Annotated in this window: 21 protein-coding genes; 11 read left to right on the top strand and 10 right to left on the bottom strand. The window is 61.9% G+C overall.

Features of this window, described 5'->3' with window-relative positions; all coding sequences use genetic code 11:
* Positions 1–168: 168 nt before the first annotated feature.
* Positions 169–2,025: an ABC transporter ATP-binding protein gene (locus J5N58_RS02765; RefSeq protein ID WP_113442777.1), complete on the top strand. Its 1,857-nt coding sequence runs from the start codon at positions 169–171 to the stop codon at positions 2,023–2,025.
* A 186-nt stretch (positions 2,026–2,211) separates the two neighbouring features.
* Here J5N58_RS02765 and fucP read toward each other — a convergent pair whose 3' ends face one another.
* Positions 2,212–3,483 (bottom strand): L-fucose:H+ symporter permease, encoded by a 1,272-nt coding sequence (fucP, locus tag J5N58_RS02760; RefSeq protein ID WP_425314449.1) that lies wholly within the window; start codon positions 3,481–3,483, stop codon positions 2,212–2,214.
* A gap of 318 nt (positions 3,484–3,801) precedes the next feature.
* Here fucP and J5N58_RS02755 point away from each other — a divergent pair, with 318 nt between their 5' ends.
* Entirely contained in the window at positions 3,802–5,685 is a 1,884-nt protein-coding gene (locus J5N58_RS02755; RefSeq protein ID WP_162757626.1) for an ABC transporter ATP-binding protein, read from the top strand.
* A 230-nt stretch (positions 5,686–5,915) separates the two neighbouring features.
* On the opposite strand, the gene J5N58_RS02750 is transcribed toward J5N58_RS02755, so the two are convergent.
* Positions 5,916–6,863 carry an endonuclease/exonuclease/phosphatase family protein gene (locus tag J5N58_RS02750; protein WP_113442779.1) on the bottom strand — a complete coding sequence of 316 codons (948 nt, stop codon included), beginning with the start codon at positions 6,861–6,863 and terminating at the stop codon, positions 5,916–5,918.
* Positions 6,864–7,155: 292 nt separating this feature from the next.
* Between J5N58_RS02750 and petA the strand changes: the two genes are divergently transcribed.
* From petA to J5N58_RS02730, 4 genes are all read left to right on the top strand, one after another.
* Positions 7,156–7,734 carry a ubiquinol-cytochrome c reductase iron-sulfur subunit gene (petA, locus tag J5N58_RS02745; protein WP_112831016.1) on the top strand — a complete coding sequence of 193 codons (579 nt, stop codon included), beginning with the start codon at positions 7,156–7,158 and terminating at the stop codon, positions 7,732–7,734.
* Positions 7,735–7,748: 14 nt separating this feature from the next.
* Positions 7,749–9,017, top strand: coding sequence for a cytochrome b (locus tag J5N58_RS02740; protein ID WP_113438385.1), 1,269 nt, complete (start codon positions 7,749–7,751; stop codon positions 9,015–9,017).
* Positions 9,018–9,040: 23 nt separating this feature from the next.
* Positions 9,041–9,919, top strand: coding sequence for a cytochrome c1 (locus J5N58_RS02735; protein WP_112831146.1), 879 nt, complete (start codon positions 9,041–9,043; stop codon positions 9,917–9,919).
* 115 nt (positions 9,920–10,034) lie between these two features.
* Entirely contained in the window at positions 10,035–10,577 is a 543-nt protein-coding gene (locus J5N58_RS02730) for an adenine phosphoribosyltransferase (protein ID WP_112831014.1), read from the top strand.
* A gap of 27 nt (positions 10,578–10,604) precedes the next feature.
* Here the strand turns inward: J5N58_RS02730 and J5N58_RS02725 are convergent, their stop codons facing one another.
* The 5 genes from J5N58_RS02725 to J5N58_RS02705 are packed head-to-tail and all read right to left on the bottom strand — an operon-like array spanning position 10,605 to position 13,540.
* Positions 10,605–11,216 carry a LysE family translocator gene (locus J5N58_RS02725; RefSeq protein WP_112831013.1) on the bottom strand — a complete coding sequence of 204 codons (612 nt, stop codon included), beginning with the start codon at positions 11,214–11,216 and terminating at the stop codon, positions 10,605–10,607.
* A 58-nt stretch (positions 11,217–11,274) separates the two neighbouring features.
* Positions 11,275–12,111, bottom strand: coding sequence for a helix-turn-helix transcriptional regulator (locus J5N58_RS02720; RefSeq protein ID WP_244709536.1), 837 nt, complete (start codon positions 12,109–12,111; stop codon positions 11,275–11,277).
* A complete protein-coding gene (locus J5N58_RS02715) occupies positions 12,111–12,596 on the bottom strand; it encodes a glutathione peroxidase (protein ID WP_113442781.1) in 486 nt (161 codons plus the stop codon). The genes J5N58_RS02720 and J5N58_RS02715 overlap by 1 nt, the downstream gene beginning before the upstream one ends.
* Positions 12,597–12,605: 9 nt before the next feature.
* A complete protein-coding gene (locus J5N58_RS02710) occupies positions 12,606–13,073 on the bottom strand; it encodes a MaoC family dehydratase (protein WP_113442782.1) in 468 nt (155 codons plus the stop codon).
* Positions 13,070–13,540, bottom strand: coding sequence for a MaoC family dehydratase (locus tag J5N58_RS02705; RefSeq protein WP_113438388.1), 471 nt, complete (start codon positions 13,538–13,540; stop codon positions 13,070–13,072). The genes J5N58_RS02710 and J5N58_RS02705 overlap by 4 nt, the downstream gene beginning before the upstream one ends.
* Positions 13,541–13,607: 67 nt before the next feature.
* Here J5N58_RS02705 and J5N58_RS02700 point away from each other — a divergent pair, with 67 nt between their 5' ends.
* The 3 genes from J5N58_RS02700 to J5N58_RS02690 all read left to right on the top strand — a co-directional run bounded on the left by J5N58_RS02700 (position 13,608) and on the right by J5N58_RS02690 (position 15,570).
* Positions 13,608–14,264: a Crp/Fnr family transcriptional regulator gene (locus tag J5N58_RS02700; protein ID WP_113339292.1), complete on the top strand. Its 657-nt coding sequence runs from the start codon at positions 13,608–13,610 to the stop codon at positions 14,262–14,264.
* A gap of 72 nt (positions 14,265–14,336) precedes the next feature.
* Positions 14,337–14,543 carry a YgaP family membrane protein gene (locus tag J5N58_RS02695; RefSeq protein ID WP_112831009.1) on the top strand — a complete coding sequence of 69 codons (207 nt, stop codon included), beginning with the start codon at positions 14,337–14,339 and terminating at the stop codon, positions 14,541–14,543.
* A gap of 100 nt (positions 14,544–14,643) precedes the next feature.
* Positions 14,644–15,570 (top strand): SLAC1 anion channel family protein, encoded by a 927-nt coding sequence (locus J5N58_RS02690; protein ID WP_244709534.1) that lies wholly within the window; start codon positions 14,644–14,646, stop codon positions 15,568–15,570.
* A 95-nt stretch (positions 15,571–15,665) separates the two neighbouring features.
* Here the strand turns inward: J5N58_RS02690 and ychF are convergent, their stop codons facing one another.
* Complete coding sequence (ychF, locus tag J5N58_RS02685) at positions 15,666–16,769, bottom strand: redox-regulated ATPase YchF (RefSeq protein ID WP_112831007.1); 1,104 nt, start codon at positions 16,767–16,769, stop codon at positions 15,666–15,668.
* 187 nt (positions 16,770–16,956) lie between these two features.
* Here ychF and clpS point away from each other — a divergent pair, with 187 nt between their 5' ends.
* Together clpS and aqpZ are read left to right on the top strand one after the other, a co-directional pair.
* Positions 16,957–17,268: an ATP-dependent Clp protease adapter ClpS gene (clpS, locus tag J5N58_RS02680; protein ID WP_112831006.1), complete on the top strand. Its 312-nt coding sequence runs from the start codon at positions 16,957–16,959 to the stop codon at positions 17,266–17,268.
* 197 nt (positions 17,269–17,465) lie between these two features.
* The gene (gene aqpZ / locus J5N58_RS02675) at positions 17,466–18,152 is read left to right on the top strand and encodes an aquaporin Z (protein ID WP_112831005.1); all 687 of its coding nucleotides are present in this window, start codon (positions 17,466–17,468) and stop codon (positions 18,150–18,152) included.
* A 153-nt stretch (positions 18,153–18,305) separates the two neighbouring features.
* On the opposite strand, the gene pth is transcribed toward aqpZ, so the two are convergent.
* Together pth and J5N58_RS02665 are read right to left on the bottom strand one after the other, a co-directional pair.
* Positions 18,306–19,034, bottom strand: a complete 729-nt coding sequence (gene pth, locus J5N58_RS02670) for an aminoacyl-tRNA hydrolase (protein WP_244709531.1) — start codon at positions 19,032–19,034, stop codon at positions 18,306–18,308.
* A 65-nt stretch (positions 19,035–19,099) separates the two neighbouring features.
* Positions 19,100–19,843 (bottom strand): substrate-binding periplasmic protein, encoded by a 744-nt coding sequence (locus tag J5N58_RS02665; RefSeq protein WP_244709529.1) that lies wholly within the window; start codon positions 19,841–19,843, stop codon positions 19,100–19,102.
* Positions 19,844–19,852 lie beyond the last annotated feature (9 nt).

Genomic DNA, 19,852 nt, shown 5'->3' with positions numbered 1-19,852 from the left:
GCCGCATTATCTGCTGGCTGCGTGACGGCGACGCGCTCGCCCTTTCTCCACAAACTACCCATTTAAGTCATCGTGAGGCCGCATCGCGGCCTCTTTATCCCGATTTCCGCCCAGGCGCGATCGATTGCGATCGTCAGATGCCGGGCGCCAGATTGCCGGAGCATATTCATGTTTGCGTGGTTCGAAAGCCGCCTCAACCCCTATCCGTCGGACGCGCCCGCGCTGCCGCCCAAGGGACTTGTCGCTTTCTGTTGGTATTATACCAAACCGGCCGCCCCCTGGCTGCTGCTGCTCGGGCTGTGCTCGATGCTGATCGCTGTCGGGGAGGTGTTCCTCTACCAGTTTCTCGGCAATATCGTCGATTGGCTGACGGTCGCCGATCGCGCCACTTTCCTTGAAACGGAAAAGACCAGGCTGATCTGGATGGGCGCGCTGCTGCTCGTCGGCCTGCCGCTGGTCGGGGCCATCCACTCGCTGACCATGCACCAGGTGCTGGCCGGCAATTTCCCGATGATCGCCCGCTGGCAGATGCACCGCTTTCTGCTGCGCCATTCGATGACGTTCTTCGCCAACGAATTCGCCGGCCGCGTTTCGACGAAGGTGATGCAGACCTCACTGGCAATCCGCGAGTCGGTGATGAAGATCATCGATGTCTTCGTCTATGCGATCAGTTTCTTCGCCTCGATGCTGGCGCTGGTCTTTGCCGCCGACTGGCGGCTTGTTACGCCGCTGGTCGTCTGGATCGTGGTCTATTCCCTGATCCTTTCCTATTTCGTGCCGCGTCTGCGCAAGCTTTCCAGCGAACAGGCCGACGCGCGCTCGATGATGACGGGCCGTATCGTCGACAGCTACACCAACATCGCGACGGTAAAGCTGTTTTCGCATGCGGGCCGGGAAGAAGCCTATGCCAAGGACGGCATGGACGCCTTCCTCGACACGGTGCACCGGCAGATGCGGCAGATCACGCTGCTCAACATCCTCGTCGACATCAACAATGCCATCGTGCTGTTTTCCATTTCGGCGCTCAGCATCTGGTTCTGGCTCGGTGGCAGCGTTTCGATCGGCGCGATCGCGGTGGCCATTGGCCTTGCGATGCGCATCAACGGCATGTCGCAGTGGATCATGTGGGAGGTGTCGGCGCTCTTTGAAAACATCGGCACCGTCTATGACGGCATGGGTATGATGACCAAGCCGCACGATATCGTCGACATGCCGGCGGCAACGCCGCTCGCCGTGCCGAAGGGTGAGATCGTCTACGATCACGTCCGCTTCCACTACGGCAAGGACAAGGGTGTCATCAACGACTTCTCGCTCACCATCGAGGCGGGCGAAAAGGTCGGCCTCGTCGGTCGCTCCGGCGCCGGCAAAACGACGCTGATGAACCTTCTCCTCCGCTTCTACGATCTCGAGAAGGGACGGATCACCATTGACGGGCAGGATATATCCTCCGTGCCGCAGGAAAGCCTTCGTTCGCTGGTCGGCGTCGTCACGCAGGATACCTCGCTGCTGCATCGTTCGATCCGCGACAACATCGCCTACGGGCGTCCGCAGGCAACGGACGCGGAAGTGATCGAGGCGGCGAAGCGGGCGAATGCCTGGGACTTCATCGAGGGGCTCGTCGACATGCAGGGGCGCAAGGCGCTCGATGCCCAGGTCGGCGAGCGCGGGGTGAAGCTCTCCGGCGGCCAGCGGCAGCGCATCGCGATCGCCCGCGTCTTCCTGAAGAACGCGCCGATCCTCATCCTCGACGAGGCGACGTCGGCGCTCGATTCTGAGGTTGAGGCGGCAATCCAGGAAAGCCTGTTCTCGCTCATGGAAGGCAAGACGGTGATTGCGATTGCCCATCGGCTGTCGACGCTCACCCAGATGGACCGGCTGGTCGTGCTCGACAAGGGAGACATCGTCGAGACCGGCACCCACGGCGAACTCGTGGCACGCGGCGGCATCTATGCCGACCTCTGGAACCGCCAGTCGGGCGGCTTTCTGGTGGACGAATCCGAGGAAGAAAGCGAAGCGGCCGAATGATACAGAGCCCTCCCTGCGCCAAGGCGGGGAGGGCTTTTCCCTCTCCTGCGGTTTTCGTTTCTCATGGAAGGCGGCCAGCGGAAAATCGATTGTCGCGCGGGGTCGCTACCCGCCAGCCGGCCAAACGAAAAAAGGCGCGTATCCTCGGGGATACGCGCCTTTTTCATTATCCTGACGCTGCGCGGCTCAGCTCGCGCGGTGTCCTTTCAGGCCGTAATAGGCGATGAAGGCATAGCAGAGCACCGGCATGAGGAAGGCGTGCTGGATGCCGATGGTATCGGCAAGCGCGCCCTGCGCGACCGGGAGCAGTGCGCCGCCGACGATGGCGAGGCAGAGAATGCCGGAGCCCTGGCTCGTGTGTTTCCCCAGCCCGTAAAGGGCGAGCGAAAAGATGGTCGGGAACATGATCGAGTTGAAGAGACCGATGGCGAGCACCGCCCACATGGCGAGCGAACCGGACGTGAAGACTGTGATGAACAGAAGGATCGCTGCGGCCACCGCGTTGAACGCCAGCGCCTTGCCGCCTTCGATGCTGCGCATGGCGATGGAGCCGATGAAGCGGCCGATCATGGCGCCACCCCAGAAATAGGCGACGTAGTGGGCCGCTTCCGCTTCCGGCATGCCGGCGATGTGCGGTTGCCCGAGGAAGTTGACGAGGAAGCTGCCGATGCTCACTTCCGCTCCGACATAAACGAAGATGCCGACCGCGCCGAGGACGAGGTGACGGTAGCTCCACGCCGAGCGGCCCTCGGTGATCGGATCGAGGTCGTCGTCCGCCTCGACTGCCGGAAGCTTCAGCAAGGCGAAGAGGGCGGCGAGCAGGAGGAATGCCGCGGCAAGAGCCATATAGGGCATCTTGACGGCCGAGGCTTCGGCGATACGCAGCGCATCCGTCTGTTCGGGCGTCATGCCGGCGGTGGCGCCGGCTGCAGCCGAAAGGATCAGGAAGGCGCCGAACATCGGAGCAAGCGTCGTGCCGAGGGAGTTGAAGGCTTGCGTCATGGTCAGGCGGCTCGCCGCGGTATCGGGCGGACCGAGAACGGTGACGTAGGGATTGGCTGCGACCTGCAGCAGGGTGATGCCGCTTGCCAGAACGAAAAGTGCTGCGAGGAAAAGGGCGTAGACGCGATAGGACGCCGCCGGCACGAAGAGGGCGCAGCCGATGGCGGCGATCACCAGTCCGAGGACGATGCCGCCCTTGTAGCTGATGCGGCGGACGATCGCGCCCGCCGGCAGCGACACCAGGAAATAGGCGCCGAAGAAGCAGAACTGGATCAGCATCGACTGGGTATAGTTGAGCGAGAAGACATTCTTCAGATGAGGAACGAGGATGTCGTTCAGGCAGGTGATGAAGCCCCACATGAAGAAGAGCGAGGTGAGCGCCGTGAGCGCAAAGCGATAGCCGCTGCTCTGGTTTTCCGCGGATGCGGAGGCCACGGGCGTGGAGGATTGGGAAATGCCGGCCAAGTTGTTACCTTCGGGTCCTGATAGGCGGAAAGCGACGGCTGGAGCGGTCCTGCCGGGCCGCTCTCCGTCGGCTGCAGATGAAACGTCTTCGCGGAAACGGCCGCGGTTTCCGGGAGGAGGAAGCGACAGCCGTTCGCGACGAAATTTTGCTATGCAATATAATGACCTGTTTGTGCAAGCGCTTTGAATGATTTTGGCGGACTTCGCTAAGGCCGGTCGGGGCGTTCCTATGCAGCGGATGGGGTACTCACGGCCATTTGTGCTGGCCGCGCCTTTGCCGCGTCGCGGAAACCTCCTATATGGATCGCCATGATTATCCGCTCCATCACCCGCCTTTTCGAGAACTGGATCGATCCCTTCGGGCGGCGGGACGACCTGCGGCCGCCCGAGGGAACATGGGCCTTCGCCTGGTTCTATGTGTCGCAGGCGAAAGGGGCGTTCGCCATGATGGCGGCCTTCGGCGGTGCGGTGGCAATCCTGGAGGCCGGATTGTTCTGGTTTGTCGGGCGCCTCGTCGACCTGCTCGACACCGTGCCGCGCGAAGCGGGCTGGAGCGGTCTCATCGATGCGCACGGTCTGGAACTGCTCGGAATGGCGTTCGTCGTGCTTTTCGGCCGGTTCCTCGTCATTACCATCGGCGCGTTGGTGGAAGAACAGGCGATCGTTCTCAACTTCTTCAATCTCGTGCGCTGGCAGGCCTATGTGCATGTGGCGCGCCAGTCGCTTTCCTTCTTCCAGAACGATTTCTCCGGTCGCATCGTGACCAAGGTCTGGTCGGCGGGGCAGGCGACGGGCGATCTCCTGACCTCGCTGCTGCAGGTCGTCTGGTTCATGGTCATCTATACCGGTTCGACCATGGCCCTGGTCGGTCAGCTCGACTGGCGGCTTGCCGTCATCATCGGTGCCTGGGTGGTGATTTTCGGGCTGCTTGCGCGCTATTTCGTGCCGCGCATCCGCTATCATGCAAAGGAGTCCGCCGAGGCCGCCTCCATGGTCAGCGGCCGGCTGGTCGACAGTTTCAGCAATATCCAGACGCTGAAGCTGTTCGGCCGCGAGGATCAGAACGATCACTTCATCCGTGAGGGCTTCGACCGCTTCCAGGACACGCTGCGGCCGTTCGCCCGGCTGATTACCGGTGTGCGCGCTTCGCAGGCAATTCTTTCCGGCATCATGATTGCCATGGTCGCCGCGGTTTCCGTCGATCTCTGGTTCGCCGGGGCGATCACGGCCGGCGGTGTCGCCTTCACGCTCGGGCTGGTGCTGCGTCTCAACATGCTGCTCGGACGCATGATGACCCAGCTCAACAGCATCATGCGCAACATCGGCACGATCCAGAATTCAGCCGAGCTCGTTTCGAAGCCGATCGGCCTTGTCGACCGGCCAGACGCGACCGCGCTCAAGGTGACCGGCCCGGAGATCCGCTTCGAGGACGTCTCGTTCCACTACGGGCGGCAGAAGGGGGCAATCGACCACCTGACGCTGACCATTCGTCCGGGGGAAAAGGTCGGTATCGTCGGACGCTCGGGAGCGGGCAAGTCGACGCTCGTCAACCTGCTCCTGCGCTTCTACGACGTGGAAGGCGGCCGTATCCTGATCGACGGGCAGGACGTCCGGGCGGTGACGCAGGAGAGCCTGCGCAGCCATATCGGCATGGTAACCCAGGACACGGCGCTGCTGCATCGGTCGATCCGGGACAACATCCTGTTCGGCCGCGAGGACGCCAGCGAAGAGCAGTTGCTGCGCGCAGCCGAGCGGGCGGAAGCGCTGGATTTCATCGAAAGGCTGGAAGACCTGCGGGGCAGGCGGGGTTTCGACGCCCATGTCGGCGAGCGCGGCGTCAAGCTGTCAGGCGGCCAGCGCCAGCGTATCGCCATCGCCCGCGCCATGCTGAAGGACGCGCCGATCCTGGTTCTGGACGAGGCGACCTCGGCGCTCGACTCCGAGGTCGAAGCGGCGATCCAGTCCAATCTCGACCGCCTGATGCAGGGTAAGACCGTGCTGGCGATCGCCCATCGGCTCTCCACCATCGCCGCCCTCGACAGGCTCATCGTGCTCGACAAGGGGCGTGTGATCGAGGAGGGGACACATGCGGAACTGGTCGAGCGGGGCGGGCTCTATTCCGAGCTCTGGGCGCGCCAGTCGGGCGGCTTCCTTGCGGTCCACGAGCATGGAGAGGACAAGGCGGCGGAATAGGTCGGTTTCAGCCGGCCATTGAAGGCCATCCGCCTCCTGGTGGCGGGGAGCGGGCCGCGCCCGCCGCCATCGCGGCCTTGAATCGGGTTGCCGGTGTCCCGGGTTTCGTCGGATCACGAAATCCTTTCAAGTTCTGGGACCTGGGCTCACTGGATTGCTGTGACAGGCGCAGGAATGGCGGAGGGGAAACGTTACGCACCATTTCCAATGTCCGTTTTGACGCTGGCGCCTCAGTTTGCCGCGGGCTCGATGGCGAGGTCGGCGATCAGGCCGAAGTGATTCGATCCTTCGTTTTCGGGAAGCCGCTGCAGGCGAACCGCCTTGATCTCCCGGGACATGTATATGTGGTCGATCGGCACGCCGAAGATGCTCGCCTCGACGGGCCAGGTGGCGGGCTCGAAGCCCGCTGTGTGCATCCTGTAATTGCGCAGAAAGTCCTGCATATCAGGTGCGATGGTATCGGAATTGAAATCGCCGCCGAGGATCTTCGGACCGGGGCGCTGGCGCAGATAGGCCCCCGCCCAGATCAGTTCGAGCGTGTGGTAGTCATCGAAATAGGGCTTGGTCAGGTGAATGGCCGAGAACTGGATCAACTGCCCGCCGATCCGGATGCCTGCTATGGCGAACCGGTTGGCGCGCAACTCGCTCAGGCTGTAAAATTGCGGCGCTTCGATCGGATGTTTCGAGAGGATCAGCAGGTCGCAGAACTCGACCATGACGCCGCAGCCGATGTGATAGGGATAGACGTCCTGCAACCTGTCGAGCCGGTCGCCCAGCGGCCCGGCCTCCATCACATAGGCAACGTCCGCGCCCGACATCCTGATCGTTTCGGCGATGCGGTCGGCATTCACGTAGTTGTCGCCGAGCACGTTGAAGGAGAGAAGGCGGAAGTGCGTGGCGTTTTGCGAGACGGTCGTTCCGGCCGGAGGCAGGAACTCCAGCTTCATCCAGAAGGCGTGGCCGGTGATGAGCAGCGACCAGAAGAGCAGCCCATAGCCCACGGCGCTGCGCCGGATCGCAAGGCATAGGAGCGAGCCGATGACACAGGCCGCGCCGATATGCGGCTGAAGGCTGAAGAAGAAGGCCAGCAGCCAGAAATCCGTGACATAACGGAGACTGACGAGCAGCAGGGCGATGGCGAGAAGAACACACGCAACGCAGGAAAGTCTGTCTCGCATCAGGCCCTTGTTCCCATGGGTGGGCCCGCGGCCCATCGGCGCGGACCATGCCGTAATTCAAGGTGCATTGCAACATGAACGGGCGGGTTCGTTACATCCCGGAAACACGTGGCGATTTAATCCGCGACATTGTGCCCACCTCCCCCTGTGAAGTCTGGACATAATTCGCTATCAAGCTTAGAACGCGCCAAATTGGCGGGGAATCTGTGGCACAATCGTGTCAAGGACACAGAGTCTGCGCTGTGGGGGAAATGCGGTTTGTCGCAGAATTGTGCGAGAGGATGGTTTAACCGTGAGCGAAAACGAAGTGAATAGCGAGACCTTGGGCGAGCCCACTCGCCGCGACTTTCTTTACCTGACGACGGGCATGGCGGGCGCCGTGGGCGCAGTTGCCGTTGCGTGGCCGTTCATCGACCAGATGCGGCCGGACGCATCGACGCTTGCTCTCGCCTCGATCGAAGTCGATGTCTCGGCGCTTGAGCCGGGCATGTCGCTGACGGTCAAGTGGCGCGGCAAGCCGGTATTCATTCGCAACCGCACCGACAAGGAAGTCGAAGACGCCAAGGCCGTTCCGATCGCCGAGCTGAAGGACCCGGTGGCGCGCAACGCCAATGTCGACGCCGCCGAGCAGGCGACCGACCTTGCCCGTTCCGCCGGCGAGGGCAAGGAAAACTGGATCGTCATGATCGGCTCCTGCACCCATCTCGGCTGCGTACCGCTCGGCCAGGCCGGTGAATACAACGGTTGGTTCTGTCCCTGCCATGGTTCGGTCTACGATACGGCTGGCCGAATCCGCAAAGGTCCGGCGCCGGAAAACCTGCATATTCCGAATTTCGCATTCGTTTCCGATACTGTGATCAAGATCGGCTGAGGGGATACTGAAATATGAGTGGTCATTCTAGCTACCAGCCGGCTACCGGCCTTGAGAAGTGGATCGACGCGCGGTTGCCGCTGCCTCGCATGATCTATGACAGCTTCGTCGCCTATCCCGTTCCCCGCAACCTGAACTATGCCTACACCTTCGGCGCCATGCTGGCGGTCATGCTGGTCGTCCAGATCCTGAGCGGCGTCGTGCTTGCCATGCACTATGCCGCCGACACGACCGTCGCCTTCGTTTCCGTCGAAAAGATCATGCGCGACGTGAACCATGGCTGGCTGCTGCGTTACATGCATGCCAACGGCGCATCCTTCTTCTTCGTTGCCGTCTACCTGCATATCGCCCGCGGTCTCTATTACGGCTCCTACAAGGCGCCGCGCGAAATCCTCTGGATCCTTGGCGTGGTCATCTTCCTGCTGATGATGGCGACCGGCTTCATGGGCTATGTCCTGCCCTGGGGTCAGATGTCCTTCTGGGGCGCGACCGTCATCACCGGCTTCTTCACGGCCTTCCCGTGGGTCGGCGAATGGATCCAGCAGTTCCTGCTTGGCGGGTTCGCCGTCGACCAGCCCACGCTGAACCGCTTCTTCTCGCTGCACTACCTGCTGCCCTTCATGATCGCAGGCGTCGTCGTCCTGCACGTCTGGGCCCTGCATGTGACCGGCCAGACCAATCCGACCGGCGTCGAAGTCAAGTCGAAGACGGACACCGTTCCGTTCACGCCCTATGCGACGCTCAAGGATGCCTTCGGCGTGTCGATCTTCCTGATCGCCTATGCCTGGTTCATCTTCTACATGCCGAACTACCTGGGTCACCCGGACAACTACATCATGGGCAACCCGCTGAAGACCCCGGCCCACATCGTTCCGGAATGGTACTTCCTGCCGTTCTACGCCATGCTGCGCGCCATCACCTTCAACATCCTGTTCATCGACTCCAAGCTGGGTGGCGTTCTCGTCATGTTCGGCGCGATCATCGTGCTGTTCTTCCTGCCGTGGCTCGATACCTCGAAGGTCCGCTCGGCCGTCTACCGTCCGTGGTACAAGCTGTTCTTCTGGATCTTCGTCGCTGACTGCGTCATGCTCGGCTGGCTCGGCTCGCGCACGCCGACCGACCTCTACACCCTGATGGCCCAGTTCGGCACCCTCTACTACTTCGGCTTCTTCCTCGTGATCATGCCGTTGCTCGGCCTGTTCGAAACGCCGCGGCGTATTCCGAACTCGATTACCGAGGCGGTTCTCGAAAAGAGCGGCAAGTCTGCCGCAACCCAGGCCTGAGCGTGCGAGAGAGGATCATCAACATGAAGAAGCTTGTTACAAGCATCGCGCTGATCGCCGCTCTCGGCTTCAGCGCAGGTTCCGCGGCGGCGGCCGAAGAAGGCGGCCTCGCGGAGGCGGTGCACCATGCGGCCGAAGCCGGCCACTATCCGATCCTGAAGCCGAAGAACCAGTCCTGGTCCTTTGCCGGCCCGTTCGGCAAGTATGACAAGGGCCAGCTCCAGCGCGGCCTCAAGGTCTACAAGGAAGTCTGCTCGGCCTGTCACTCGATGAAGCTTGTGGCCTTCCGCACGCTGGAAGACCTCGGTTACTCGGAAGAGCAGGTCAAGGCCTTCGCCGCGGAATACGAAGTGCAGGACGGCCCGAATGCCGACGGGGAAATGTTCACCCGCAAGGCGGTTCCGTCCGACTACTTCCCGTCGCCGTTCCCGAACGACGAGGCCGCCGCTGCCGCCAACAACGGCGCGGCGCCGCCCGATATGTCGTTGCTCGCCAAGGCGCGCGGCGTCGAGCGCGGCTTCCCGAGGTTCATCTCCGATATCTTCACCCAGTATCAGGAAGGTGGTCCGGATTACATCTACTCCCTGCTGACGGGTTATCAGGAGCCGCCGGAAGGCGTGACGGTTGCCGAAGGCACTCACTTCAACCCGTACTTCGCCGGTGCCGCGGCGCTCGCCATGGCCCCGCCGATTTCCGACGGCCAGGTGACCTATGACGACGGTTCGCCGGAGACGCTCGACCAGTACGCCCATGACGTTTCCGCTTTCCTGATGTGGGCTGCCGAGCCGCATCTGGAAGAACGCAAGCGGACCGGTTTCATGGTCATGGTGTTCCTGGCTATCTTTGCGGCGCTGATCTATCTCACGAAGAAGTCGGTTTACGCCAACAAGGAAGCGCATTGAGCGTTCCTCAACGAATGACGGAAAAGGCGGCTCCGGCCGCCTTTTTTGTTGGTCAGCGCGGCCGGACTTGATAATCTCCGGCGTAATCTTCCCGAACCCTTCCAGAGACTGACTCATGAGCAATTTTGCGCTGGAGCTGGCGTCCTCGATCCGCTCCATTCCGGACTATCCGAAGCCCGGCATCATCTTTCGCGACATTACCACGCTTCTTGGCAATCCCCGCGCTTTCCGCCGTGCGGTCGATGAACTGGTGCAGCCCTATGCGGGGCTCAAGATCGACAAGATCGCTGGGATGGAAGCCCGAGGCTTCATCCTCGGCGGCGCCGTCGCACACCAGCTTTCGGCCGGTTTCGTGCCGATCCGGAAGAAAGGCAAGCTGCCGCACGAGACCGTCAGGGTCGCCTACAGCCTCGAATACGGCGTCGACGAAATGGAGATGCATGTCGATGCGGTCGAACCTGGTCAGAAGGTCATCCTGGTCGATGACCTGATCGCGACCGGCGGCACGGCCGTCGGCGCGGTGGAGCTTCTGCGCAAGATCGGCGCGGATGTCATTTCCGCCTGCTTCGTCATCGATCTGCCCGATCTCGGCGGCCGCAAGAAGCTCGAAGACCTCGGCGTCGAGGTCCGGACGCTGGTCGAATTCTCCGGCCACTGAGGTAGTGGAAGGGATGCGGAGCGCGTCTCAGCGCTCCGCAAGCGCCAATTTGACGCCCATGGCCAAGAAGGCGGCTGAAAAGCTCTTCCGGATCCATTGCATCAGCCGGGGCTGCGAGAGGACCCTGTCGCGGGCGGCGGCGGCAAACAGGCCGTAGAGCGCAAAGACGACGAACGTCATCACCATGAAGGCAAAGCTGTATTCGGTCATGCGCAGGACGGCGTGCCGGTCTGCGGCGCTGACGAATTGCGGCAGCAATGCCAGGAAGAAGATCGACAGTTTCGGATTGAAGAGATTAATCAGCACGGCGTGACGGATGATGCCGAACGCGGAGCGTTGCTGCCGGTCGCGTTCGGGCGAAAAGAGCGAGGCGTCGCGCCAGATGCTGATCGCCATGTAGAGCAGGTAGAGCGCGCCGGCGAGCTTGACGATCTGAAACGCCGCGTCGTTGGTGGCGAGAACGGCTGCAAGGCCGAGGATCGCGGCGACCATGTGGGGAACGATGCCGAGCGTGCAGCCGGCGGCCGCCACCAGGGATGTGGTCTTGCCGTGCGAGAGGCCCATGACGACGGTATAGAGCGCGCCGGTGCCGGGCGTTGCGATGACGATCAGCGATGTGAGGATGAATTCGAGATACATGCGAGGCCCGATCGGTAGAGAGGTGGGAATGCGGATCGGACGCTAGCTGTCTCCGCCCTCAGGCGTCTTGAATGGAATTGCAGGGTTTGACCGCCTGCCGGTAGGCGGCCGGCGTCAGGCCGTAGCGCCGCCTGAATTCTCGCGTCATGTGGCTCTGGTCGGCATAGCCCGCTTCCGCGGCGACGTCGGCAAGGCTCATCCCCTCGGAAATCCGGCGTCTTGCAAGGTTCATCCGCCGCTGCATGAGGTAGGCGTGCGGGGTGAGGCCGGTGAGAGCCTGGAACGCACGAAGCGTCTGAAAGCGGCTGAGGCCTGCTTCCGTCGCCAGATCCTGCAGGGAGAGATTGCGCGCGGGATCGTCGTCGATCATGGCCCTGGCCCGCAGCAGGCCGTCTCCTCCTGTAGCCTTTTCTTCCGGGCGGGTGAGCGGGGAAAGAGGGGCAAAGAGCGCGACAAGGGCCTGATCGAGCGCCAGACCCCGATTTTCCTTTTCCCCGGTCGCCGCGGCGAATGCCGACCTGAAGGCGAGGACCGTCCGCGGATCGCTGAATGCCGGCCGCTCAAACTCGAATTCGGGATTTTCAGCCCCCTCGTGGTCGGAGCGGATATCCGCCATCAGCGCCGGCGTCAGATAAAGCATCAGCCAGGACCGGCTCTCGCGGCGCATCGGGACACCGTCATGCACCTCGCCGGGATTGACGGTGATGATGTCGCCGGCGCCGGCGGTGATCTGTCCGCGGCCGGACGCGGACATCTGGCCGCCCGAAACGAAGAGCCCGATGCCATATTCGTCATGGGTATGGCGGGGAAAGACGTGATCGCTTGCGGCGGCCACGGCGATAAGACCCGGCCGGCCGGTGGGAAACATGCGAAAGCCGTCCGCCAAACCGCTCATCAGGCAGCAATCGCCTCACGGATGTCGCCTTCGATCTCTTCCGGTGTCGTCGTCGGCGCGTAGCGTTTCAGCGGATGGCCGTCGCGGCCGATCAGGAACTTGGTGAAGTTCCACTTGATCGGTTCCGAACCGAGAATGCCGGGCTCCGCCGTCTTCAGATACTTGAAGATCGGGTGAGCGTCGTCGCCGTTGACGTCGATCTTGGAGAACATCGGGAAGGTGACGCGGAAGTTGAGGTCGCAAAAGCTTGCGATCTCACTTTCGGTTCCGGGCTCCTGTGCGCCGAACTGGTTGCAGGGAAATCCGAGGACGACGAGATCGTCAGGAAAGGTTTCCTGCAGCTTCTGAAGGCCGGCATACTGGGGCGTGAGGCCACAGGCGCTTGCGGTGTTGACCACGAGAACCACCTTGCCGGTGAATTCGCCCATGAAGCGTTCCTTGCCTTTGATATCGACCGCATGGAAATCATGGAAGTTGGTGGGCATGGCTGCCTCCTATTCGAACTCGATGATCTTGGACCTGAAGCGTAGCACAGCTTCGCCATTCTGGTTGAAACCTTCGCCAAGCCCGATGTTGAGAATGAGGCCCGGGCGGGAAACGAGCGGGCGGCTCTCGGCACTCGTCATGCTATAGCTGATCGTGTCGCCGGCATAGACGGGTTTCAGCCATTGCAGGGCTTCGAAGCCGGGGGAGGGGCCGAGCTTAGGCGGTGTCTCGCCTGCGGCTTGCAACCGGGTGAATTCGTCCTTCCAGAAGTCGACGAAGCAGCGCATCCATTCCGCGCAGGTGTGCCAGCCGGAGGCGCAGAGCGCGCCGAAGACATAGTGTTTCGCGGCCTCCGCATCCGTGTGAAAGGGCTGCGGGTCGAATTTCTCGGCAAAGCGGATGATGGATGCGGCGGTAAAGGTCTTCGAGCCGGTCGCGATCCTTTCGCCCGGCGGATAAAGCTCTGTCATCTTCATGCGACGTCTTCCTTCACGGCGCGCAGCCGGAACATGATGGAATTGCGGGAGAGGAGGACCGTCTCTCCGCGCTGGTTCTGGAGTTCATGCCGGAAGGCGACGATGCCGATATGGGGCCGCGAGCGCATGGGACGGGCCGCCTCCACGGTCGAGCGGCCGCTCAGAGTATCGCCGGCGAGCACCGGCTTCTTCCATTCCATGGAATCGATGCCTGGCGCCCCCTCGGAGGCCGAGGCCAGCAGATAAGAATCGATCATCATGCGCATGAACATGCTGCTCGTGTGCCAGCCGGATGCCGACAGGCCGCCCAGTATGCTGGCCTTTCCGGCCTCCACCGAAAGATGCATCGGCTGTGGGTCAAATTCCCTCGCAAATTCAACGATTTCCTTTGCGTCGACGGTCTTCGGCCCAAGTTCGAAGACACGGCCGGGCTGGAAATCCTCGAAATAGAGTTGCGGTTTGTTCATGCAACGTTTCCTTATTGCGCAATCCGTGCAGAATGGCCGCCTCGACCGGCAAATTCAAGGAGTGCGCATGGCGGGCTGGATCGATCAGGTGCAATTCCTTTCGTCGCTCGATGGCGCTGCGCGCGAGATGCTGGACAGCCTGCGGCCACAGCATCTGCATGACCGCACGACGCTTTTTCGCCCGGGGGACAGGGCGCAGGCATTCGTGATCCTGCTGTCGGGCAGGATCGGGGTGTATCTCACCGGCCGTAACGGACGGGAACTTTTGCTTTATGCGGTCACGCCGGGAGAAACCTGCGTGCAGACCACCCTCGGGGTGCTCGGCGATGCATTCTATACCGGCGAGGCGATTGCCGAATCCGAACTCGTGGCCGTCATGGTGCCGCGGGCCATGTTCGAGACGCTGATGGCGCAATCATCCGCCTTTCGGGCATTCGTGTTCCGCGCCTTTGCCGCGCGCCTTGGGGACCTGATGTTCGTGCTGGAACAGGTTGCCTTCGTGAAGGTGGAGCAAAGGCTGGCGCATGCGCTGCTGGAAAGGGCGGGGCCGGATGGCGTGATCGTGACGACCCATCAGGAGCTTGCGGTTGTGATCGGTTCGGCGCGGGAGGTGGTATCCCGGCGGCTGGAAGCCTTCGCTTCGAAGGACCTGATCCGGAGCGAGCGCGGCCAGATCCGCCTCATTGACCGGCTGGGACTGCAGCGCCTGGCGGAATGTGACTAAGTCACTGACGAAGGTCGGTTTCCGGCTATGCTGCAGGTAAACGTTCAGTGCAACGAGCGAAAGGAACGCACCATGTTTGCCAAGAATGTCGGACCCGTAGACCGTATCCTGCGCATCGTCGCCGGCCTCGTCATCCTGTCGCTGTTCTTTATCTATCCGGGGGCCTGGTGGCGTTACTACACGCTGATCGGCGTCGTGCCGCTGCTGACCGGCCTGATGTCCACTTGCCCGCTCTATTCGATCCTCGGTATTTCCACCTGTCCGACGAAGCGGATCTGACGGTATCCGAAAGTAATCCAAGAGATTGGTTCTGACCATGGTTACACTTGACCATTCGGGTGCCCCCACGGAGGGGGCGCAGCAGGGGAGTTTGCGGCATTTGCCCCTGCCGCTGTTTGCCGTGCCGATGGGCCTTGGTGGTTTGGCCCTCGCCTGGCGCGAAGCCGGCAGCGTCATTCAGGCGCCTGCCATTGCTGGCGAGGTGCTTATGGCAACAGCTGCTGCTGCGTGGGTGGTCATCTTTCTGGCGCATGTTCTGCGGGCGTTTCGTCATCACGAAGCACTTGCTGCCGATCTCATGCATCCTATTCGCTCGGCCTTTGCCGGCGCGATCTCGATCGGCCTGATGATTATTGCCGGGGGCGCCATTCCGTATTCGGTGCCCATCGCTTCGGCACTGTGGCTGGCCGGCGTAGCCTTGCATCTGGTGATCGGTGTCTGGATAGTGCGCAGCCTTCTGCTCTCGCCACGCGACGCTGCCACGCTGACACCGCCGCTTCTTATCCCGCTCGTCGGCAATGTACTGGCACCGATCTTCGGGCCGAAGCTTGGCTTCCTCACGCTGTCCTGGATGCTGTTTGGTCTCGGAGCTTTGCTGTGGCTGATGGTGCAGCCGTTGATTTTGCAGAGGCTGGCGACTGGTCCGGCGCTGCCGGCCAAGATGAGACCAACACTCGCTATTCTGCTGGCACCGCCGTCAGTCGGCAGTATCGCGCTGATGGCACTGACCAATGGTGTCGGTCCGGGTCCGCTCGGCATCTATGCGCTGGCAGCACTTGTGGCTGCCGTTCTGGTGACGCTCTGGCCGGTATTTAGAAGTGCGCCCTTTGCCATGTCATGGTGGGGTTACACGTTTCCGGCGGCAGCCTTCTCCATCGCATCGCTGAAGGTGGCGGATCATCATCCGATGTCTTGGCACCTGCCTGCCCTGTGGCTGCTGCTGCTTGTCGTCTCGGCCATGATTCTCCTTGTCAGCCTCGCCACCTTGCGGGCGCTGTGGAGCGGTCACCTGCTACAACCGGAATAGGGTCGCTGGACTGTCTCTTCGAGCCGTGAAATGAAACTGCCGCCCCTCTTGCGAGGGACGGCAGTCGTGTATCATCCGATAATCGCGGGTCCGTATCAGGTGTTGAAGCGGAAGTGGATCACGTCGCCGTCATGGACGACGTATTCCTTGCCTTCGTCGCGGCCCTTGCCCGCTTCCTTGGCGCCGACTTCGCCCTTGTAGGCGATGTAGTCGTCATAGGAGATGGTGAAGGCGCGGATGAAGCCGCGTTCGAAATCCGTGTGGATGACGCCGGCTGCCTGGGGTGCCTTGGTGCCGCGGACGATGGTCCAGGCGCGGCATTCCTTCGGGCCGACGGTGAAGTAGGTGATGAGGTCCAGCAGGTGATAGCCGGCGCGGATCAGGCGATCGAGGCCAGCTTCCTCCAGACCGAGGGCGGACAGGAATTCCTTGGCTTCCTCCTCCGGCAGCTGGGCGACTTCCGCCTCGATGGCGGCGGAGATGACGACGCATTCCGCCCCCTGTGCGGCGGCCATCTTCGCGACGGCTTCAGTGTACTTGTTGCCGGTCGCGGCATCGCCTTCGGCCACGTTGCAGACGTAGAGCACGGGGTGGGACGTCAGCAGGTTCAGGCCCTTGAGGATGGCGATATCGTCGGGGGCGAGCGTTTTCAGCAGAAGTCGGGCCGGCTTGCCTTCATTCAGCAGCTTGATGACGGCTTCCATGACCGGAAGCTGGGCGACGGCGTCCTTGTCCTTGCCGGTGGCGCGCTTGCGGGTCTGCTCGACGCGGCGCTCCAGGCTTTCGAGGTCGGCCAGCATCAGCTCGGTCTCGATGGTGTCGGCGTCGCCGACCGGATCGATGCGGCCTTCGACGTGGGTGATGTCGGTGTCCTCGAAGCAGCGCAGCACATGGACGATGGCGTCGACTTCGCGGATATTGGCAAGGAACTTGTTGCCGAGGCCTTCGCCCTTGGAGGCGCCGCGCACGAGGCCGGCGATATCCACGAAGGAGATGCGCGTCGGAATGATTTCCTTCGAGCCGGCGACGGCGGCAAGCTTCTGCATGCGCGCATCCGGCACGGCGACCTCACCGGTGTTCGGCTCGATGGTGCAGAAGGGATAGTTGGCGGCCTGCGCGGCGGCCGTCTTAGTCAGCGCGTTGAAGAGGGTGGACTTGCCGACATTCGGCAGGCCGACGATACCGCATTTGAAGCCCATGGCCAGGATACCTGTTTCGCTTGGAATTTTCGTTGCCCACGCCTATGGGATAAAGGAGGAGAGCGGTCAAGTCTCGAGGCGGTCGCCGGACTTTCTGCGGGACGGAACCCATGCGTTTTGCCGCCGATCCATGCTATGGTTAGTGCGCTCATGCGCCCACGATGCCAGTCCGCGACAGGAGTATCCCATGCCGCAGAATGATACCGACCTGAAGCCGAAGACGGTGACGAAGCCGAAACTGGAGCGGCCACGGCTCTACAAGGTCATTCTCGTCAACGACGACTATACGCCGCGAGAATTCGTGACCATGGTGCTGAAGGCCGTCTTCCGGATGAGCGAGGAGACCGGATACCGGGTCATGATGACAGCGCACAAGATGGGGACGGCAGTGGTGGTCGTCTGCACGCGCGATATCGCGGAAACCAAGGCGAAGGAAGCGACCGACCTCGGCAAGGAAGCGGGCTTTCCGCTGATGTTCACCACGGAACCGGAAGAGTGAGCGCTGCCTGCCGCAATCATCGCCGTCCCCAATCACAGCTCAGGCGTGCATGCCTCGCATCTTGCCCTTGTCTTTTGTCATTTCGATAATCTAAGTTTTTCAGAAGGAAACATCGGTCCGCGAATCGAACGGTTCGCCGTGGTGGATTAGACGCTTTCCTGATCGACAGAAATGCCATGAGGCGAGGAGGGGCTATCATGAAGGCAAGACTTCTGGCGGAATTTCTCGGGACGTTCTGGTTGGTGTTTGGCGGCTGCGGCAGCGCAGTGCTCGCCGCAGCCTTTCCGGAGCTCGGCATCGGTTTTGTCGGGGTCGCCCTGGCCTTCGGTCTGACGGTTCTGACGATGGCTTATGCCGTCGGTGGAATTTCAGGAGGGCATTTCAATCCGGCCGTGTCGGTGGGACTGGCCGTCGCCGGCCGTTTCGAAGCCGGCAAGCTTCCTCATTACGTCGCAGCCCAGGTTCTTGGCGCCACTGCCGCGGCAGCGGTCCTTTACGTCGTCGCGACAGGCAAGGCCGGGGTCGATCTCGGCGGCTTCGCTTCCAACGGATACGGGGAGCACTCGCCGGGCGGTTATTCTCTGCTCTCGGCGTTGCTGATCGAAGTCGTTCTGACGGCGTTCTTCCTCCTCATCATACTGGGTTCCACCCACGGAAAAGCTCCGGTGGGCTTCGCGCCGATTGCCATCGGTCTTGCCCTGACCCTGATCCATCTGATTTCGATCCCCGTGACCAATACGTCGGTCAACCCGGCGCGGTCGACGGGGCAGGCGCTGTTTGCCGGCGGTTGGGCATTGCAGCAGCTATGGCTCTTCTGGGCGGCGCCTATCGTCGGCGCGATCATCGGAGCTCTGGTGTGGAGAGCCCTCGGCGAAGAGGACTGAAAGGTTTCTGCGGCGGACGGCGAGGTCTGCCTCCGTCGGCCGATTTGCGGGTTTCGCTCGGGTATCGCCGATAGAGCGAAACTCGCCCCCGAAGCTTTTCCGTTTTTGCTTCAAATACCAGGCGCGGAATAGCCTTGCCCTTCGGCCGGATTTTCACTCGCCCTTCTTGGCGAACATCCGCTTCAACATTTCCGCCATCGGGCCGGTCTCGGGGAGCTTCGGTTGCGCCGTGTTGCGGGCCTGATGGATATGCGACTTGCCGGCCGGCTTCGGGGCGGTCTTGGCCGTAGCTTTAGGCTCTTCCCCCTCGGCCTTGCCGCCCGTTGTAAGCGCCAGCTTGTTCAGCAGCTTGCCATCCTCGCCCTTGACCAGCAGATCGGCATTGTCTGCAATGGCGTCGAGAAGCGGATCTAGCCATGCGTGGTCGGCCTTGGCAAAGTCGCCGAGCACATGGCCGTGCACGCGGTCCTTGTCGCCGGGATGGCCGATGCCGAGGCGAAGGCGGCGGTATTCTCTGCCGCAATGGGCGTCGAGCGACTTGAGGCCGTTGTGGCCGCCATGGCCACCGCCGGCCTTGAGCCGCACCTTGCCTGGCGCAAGATCGAGTTCGTCGTGAATGGCAACGATATCGGCGGGGGTGAGCTTGTAGAAGCGCATGGCTTCGCCGACCGATTCACCCGAGAGGTTCATGAAGGTCTGCGGCTTCATCAGAAGCAATTTCTCGCCGGCAATCTCGCCTTCGGCGATCTCCGCCCTGAACTTCTTCGACCAAGGCGAAAAGCTGTAGCGGCGGTGCAGGGCATCGACGGCCATGAAACCGATATTGTGGCGGTTACCTTCGTATTTCGAGCCCGGATTGCCCAAGCCGGCGATAATCATCATAGGCGGCGGTTCCCTTTCAGTGTCAGGCTTTCACCATCGCCAAATGCGGGACTTGTCAACCCGAATTATTGCTCCGGAAACTCGTCGGTGGTCGCGCCGAGACCGCCGAGGCCTTCCTCCTCAAGTAGACGGGCCTGGGTTCCGTTGGCCATAAGGCCGGCCAATGCCTGCTGCATGCTCTGGCGGAGCGGTTCGGGGAAATTGATGTTGCATGCGATCGAGAAGGTCTGCTTGGAAAAGACATACTGCGCCTCGACCGGGTTACCTTCCTGCTTCAGTTTCATATAGAATTTCTCGGAGATCGGCATGAGGTCGATACGACCGGCGACCAGCTTTTTCAGGGTGAGATCGAGGTCGGTTGTAAGGTCGATCTTCGGAAACCCTTCCCGCTCCAGGAGGTTCTGGGTGTAATCGTTGCGCTGAGTGCCGACGATGTACTGCTTGGCTTCCTCGTTGTTCGTGACCTTCACGCCGGACCCCTTGCGCGCGATCATGAAGTTGCGGTCGATGGCCAGGGGTTCGACCCATTTGAAACGGTTGTGCCGCTCCGGAATATGAGCGGTGGTGAAGACACAGGTGCGTGTATCGGTCTCGGCAAGCGCAAGGGCGCGGGCCCATGGCATCAGTTCGACCGTATATTGGGCATCGACATGTTTCATCATCTCGATGACCTGCTTGTAGCCGGCACCGCCGTAGCCGTTACCCTGGCGGTAGTTATAGGGCGGGTAGTCTTCCGTGGTGAAGTGGATCGTCTCGGCGCTGGCCGCGCCCGCCAGACCCATCGAGAGGAAAAATGCCATCAGCCGCATGCGTGCATT

Origin of the sequence: Paenirhizobium cremeum, from assembly GCF_022884085.1 — a bacterium.
Classification (GTDB): domain Bacteria; phylum Pseudomonadota; class Alphaproteobacteria; order Rhizobiales; family Rhizobiaceae; genus Allorhizobium; species Allorhizobium cremeum.
This window is presented reverse-complemented; position numbering and strand designations above follow the sequence as displayed.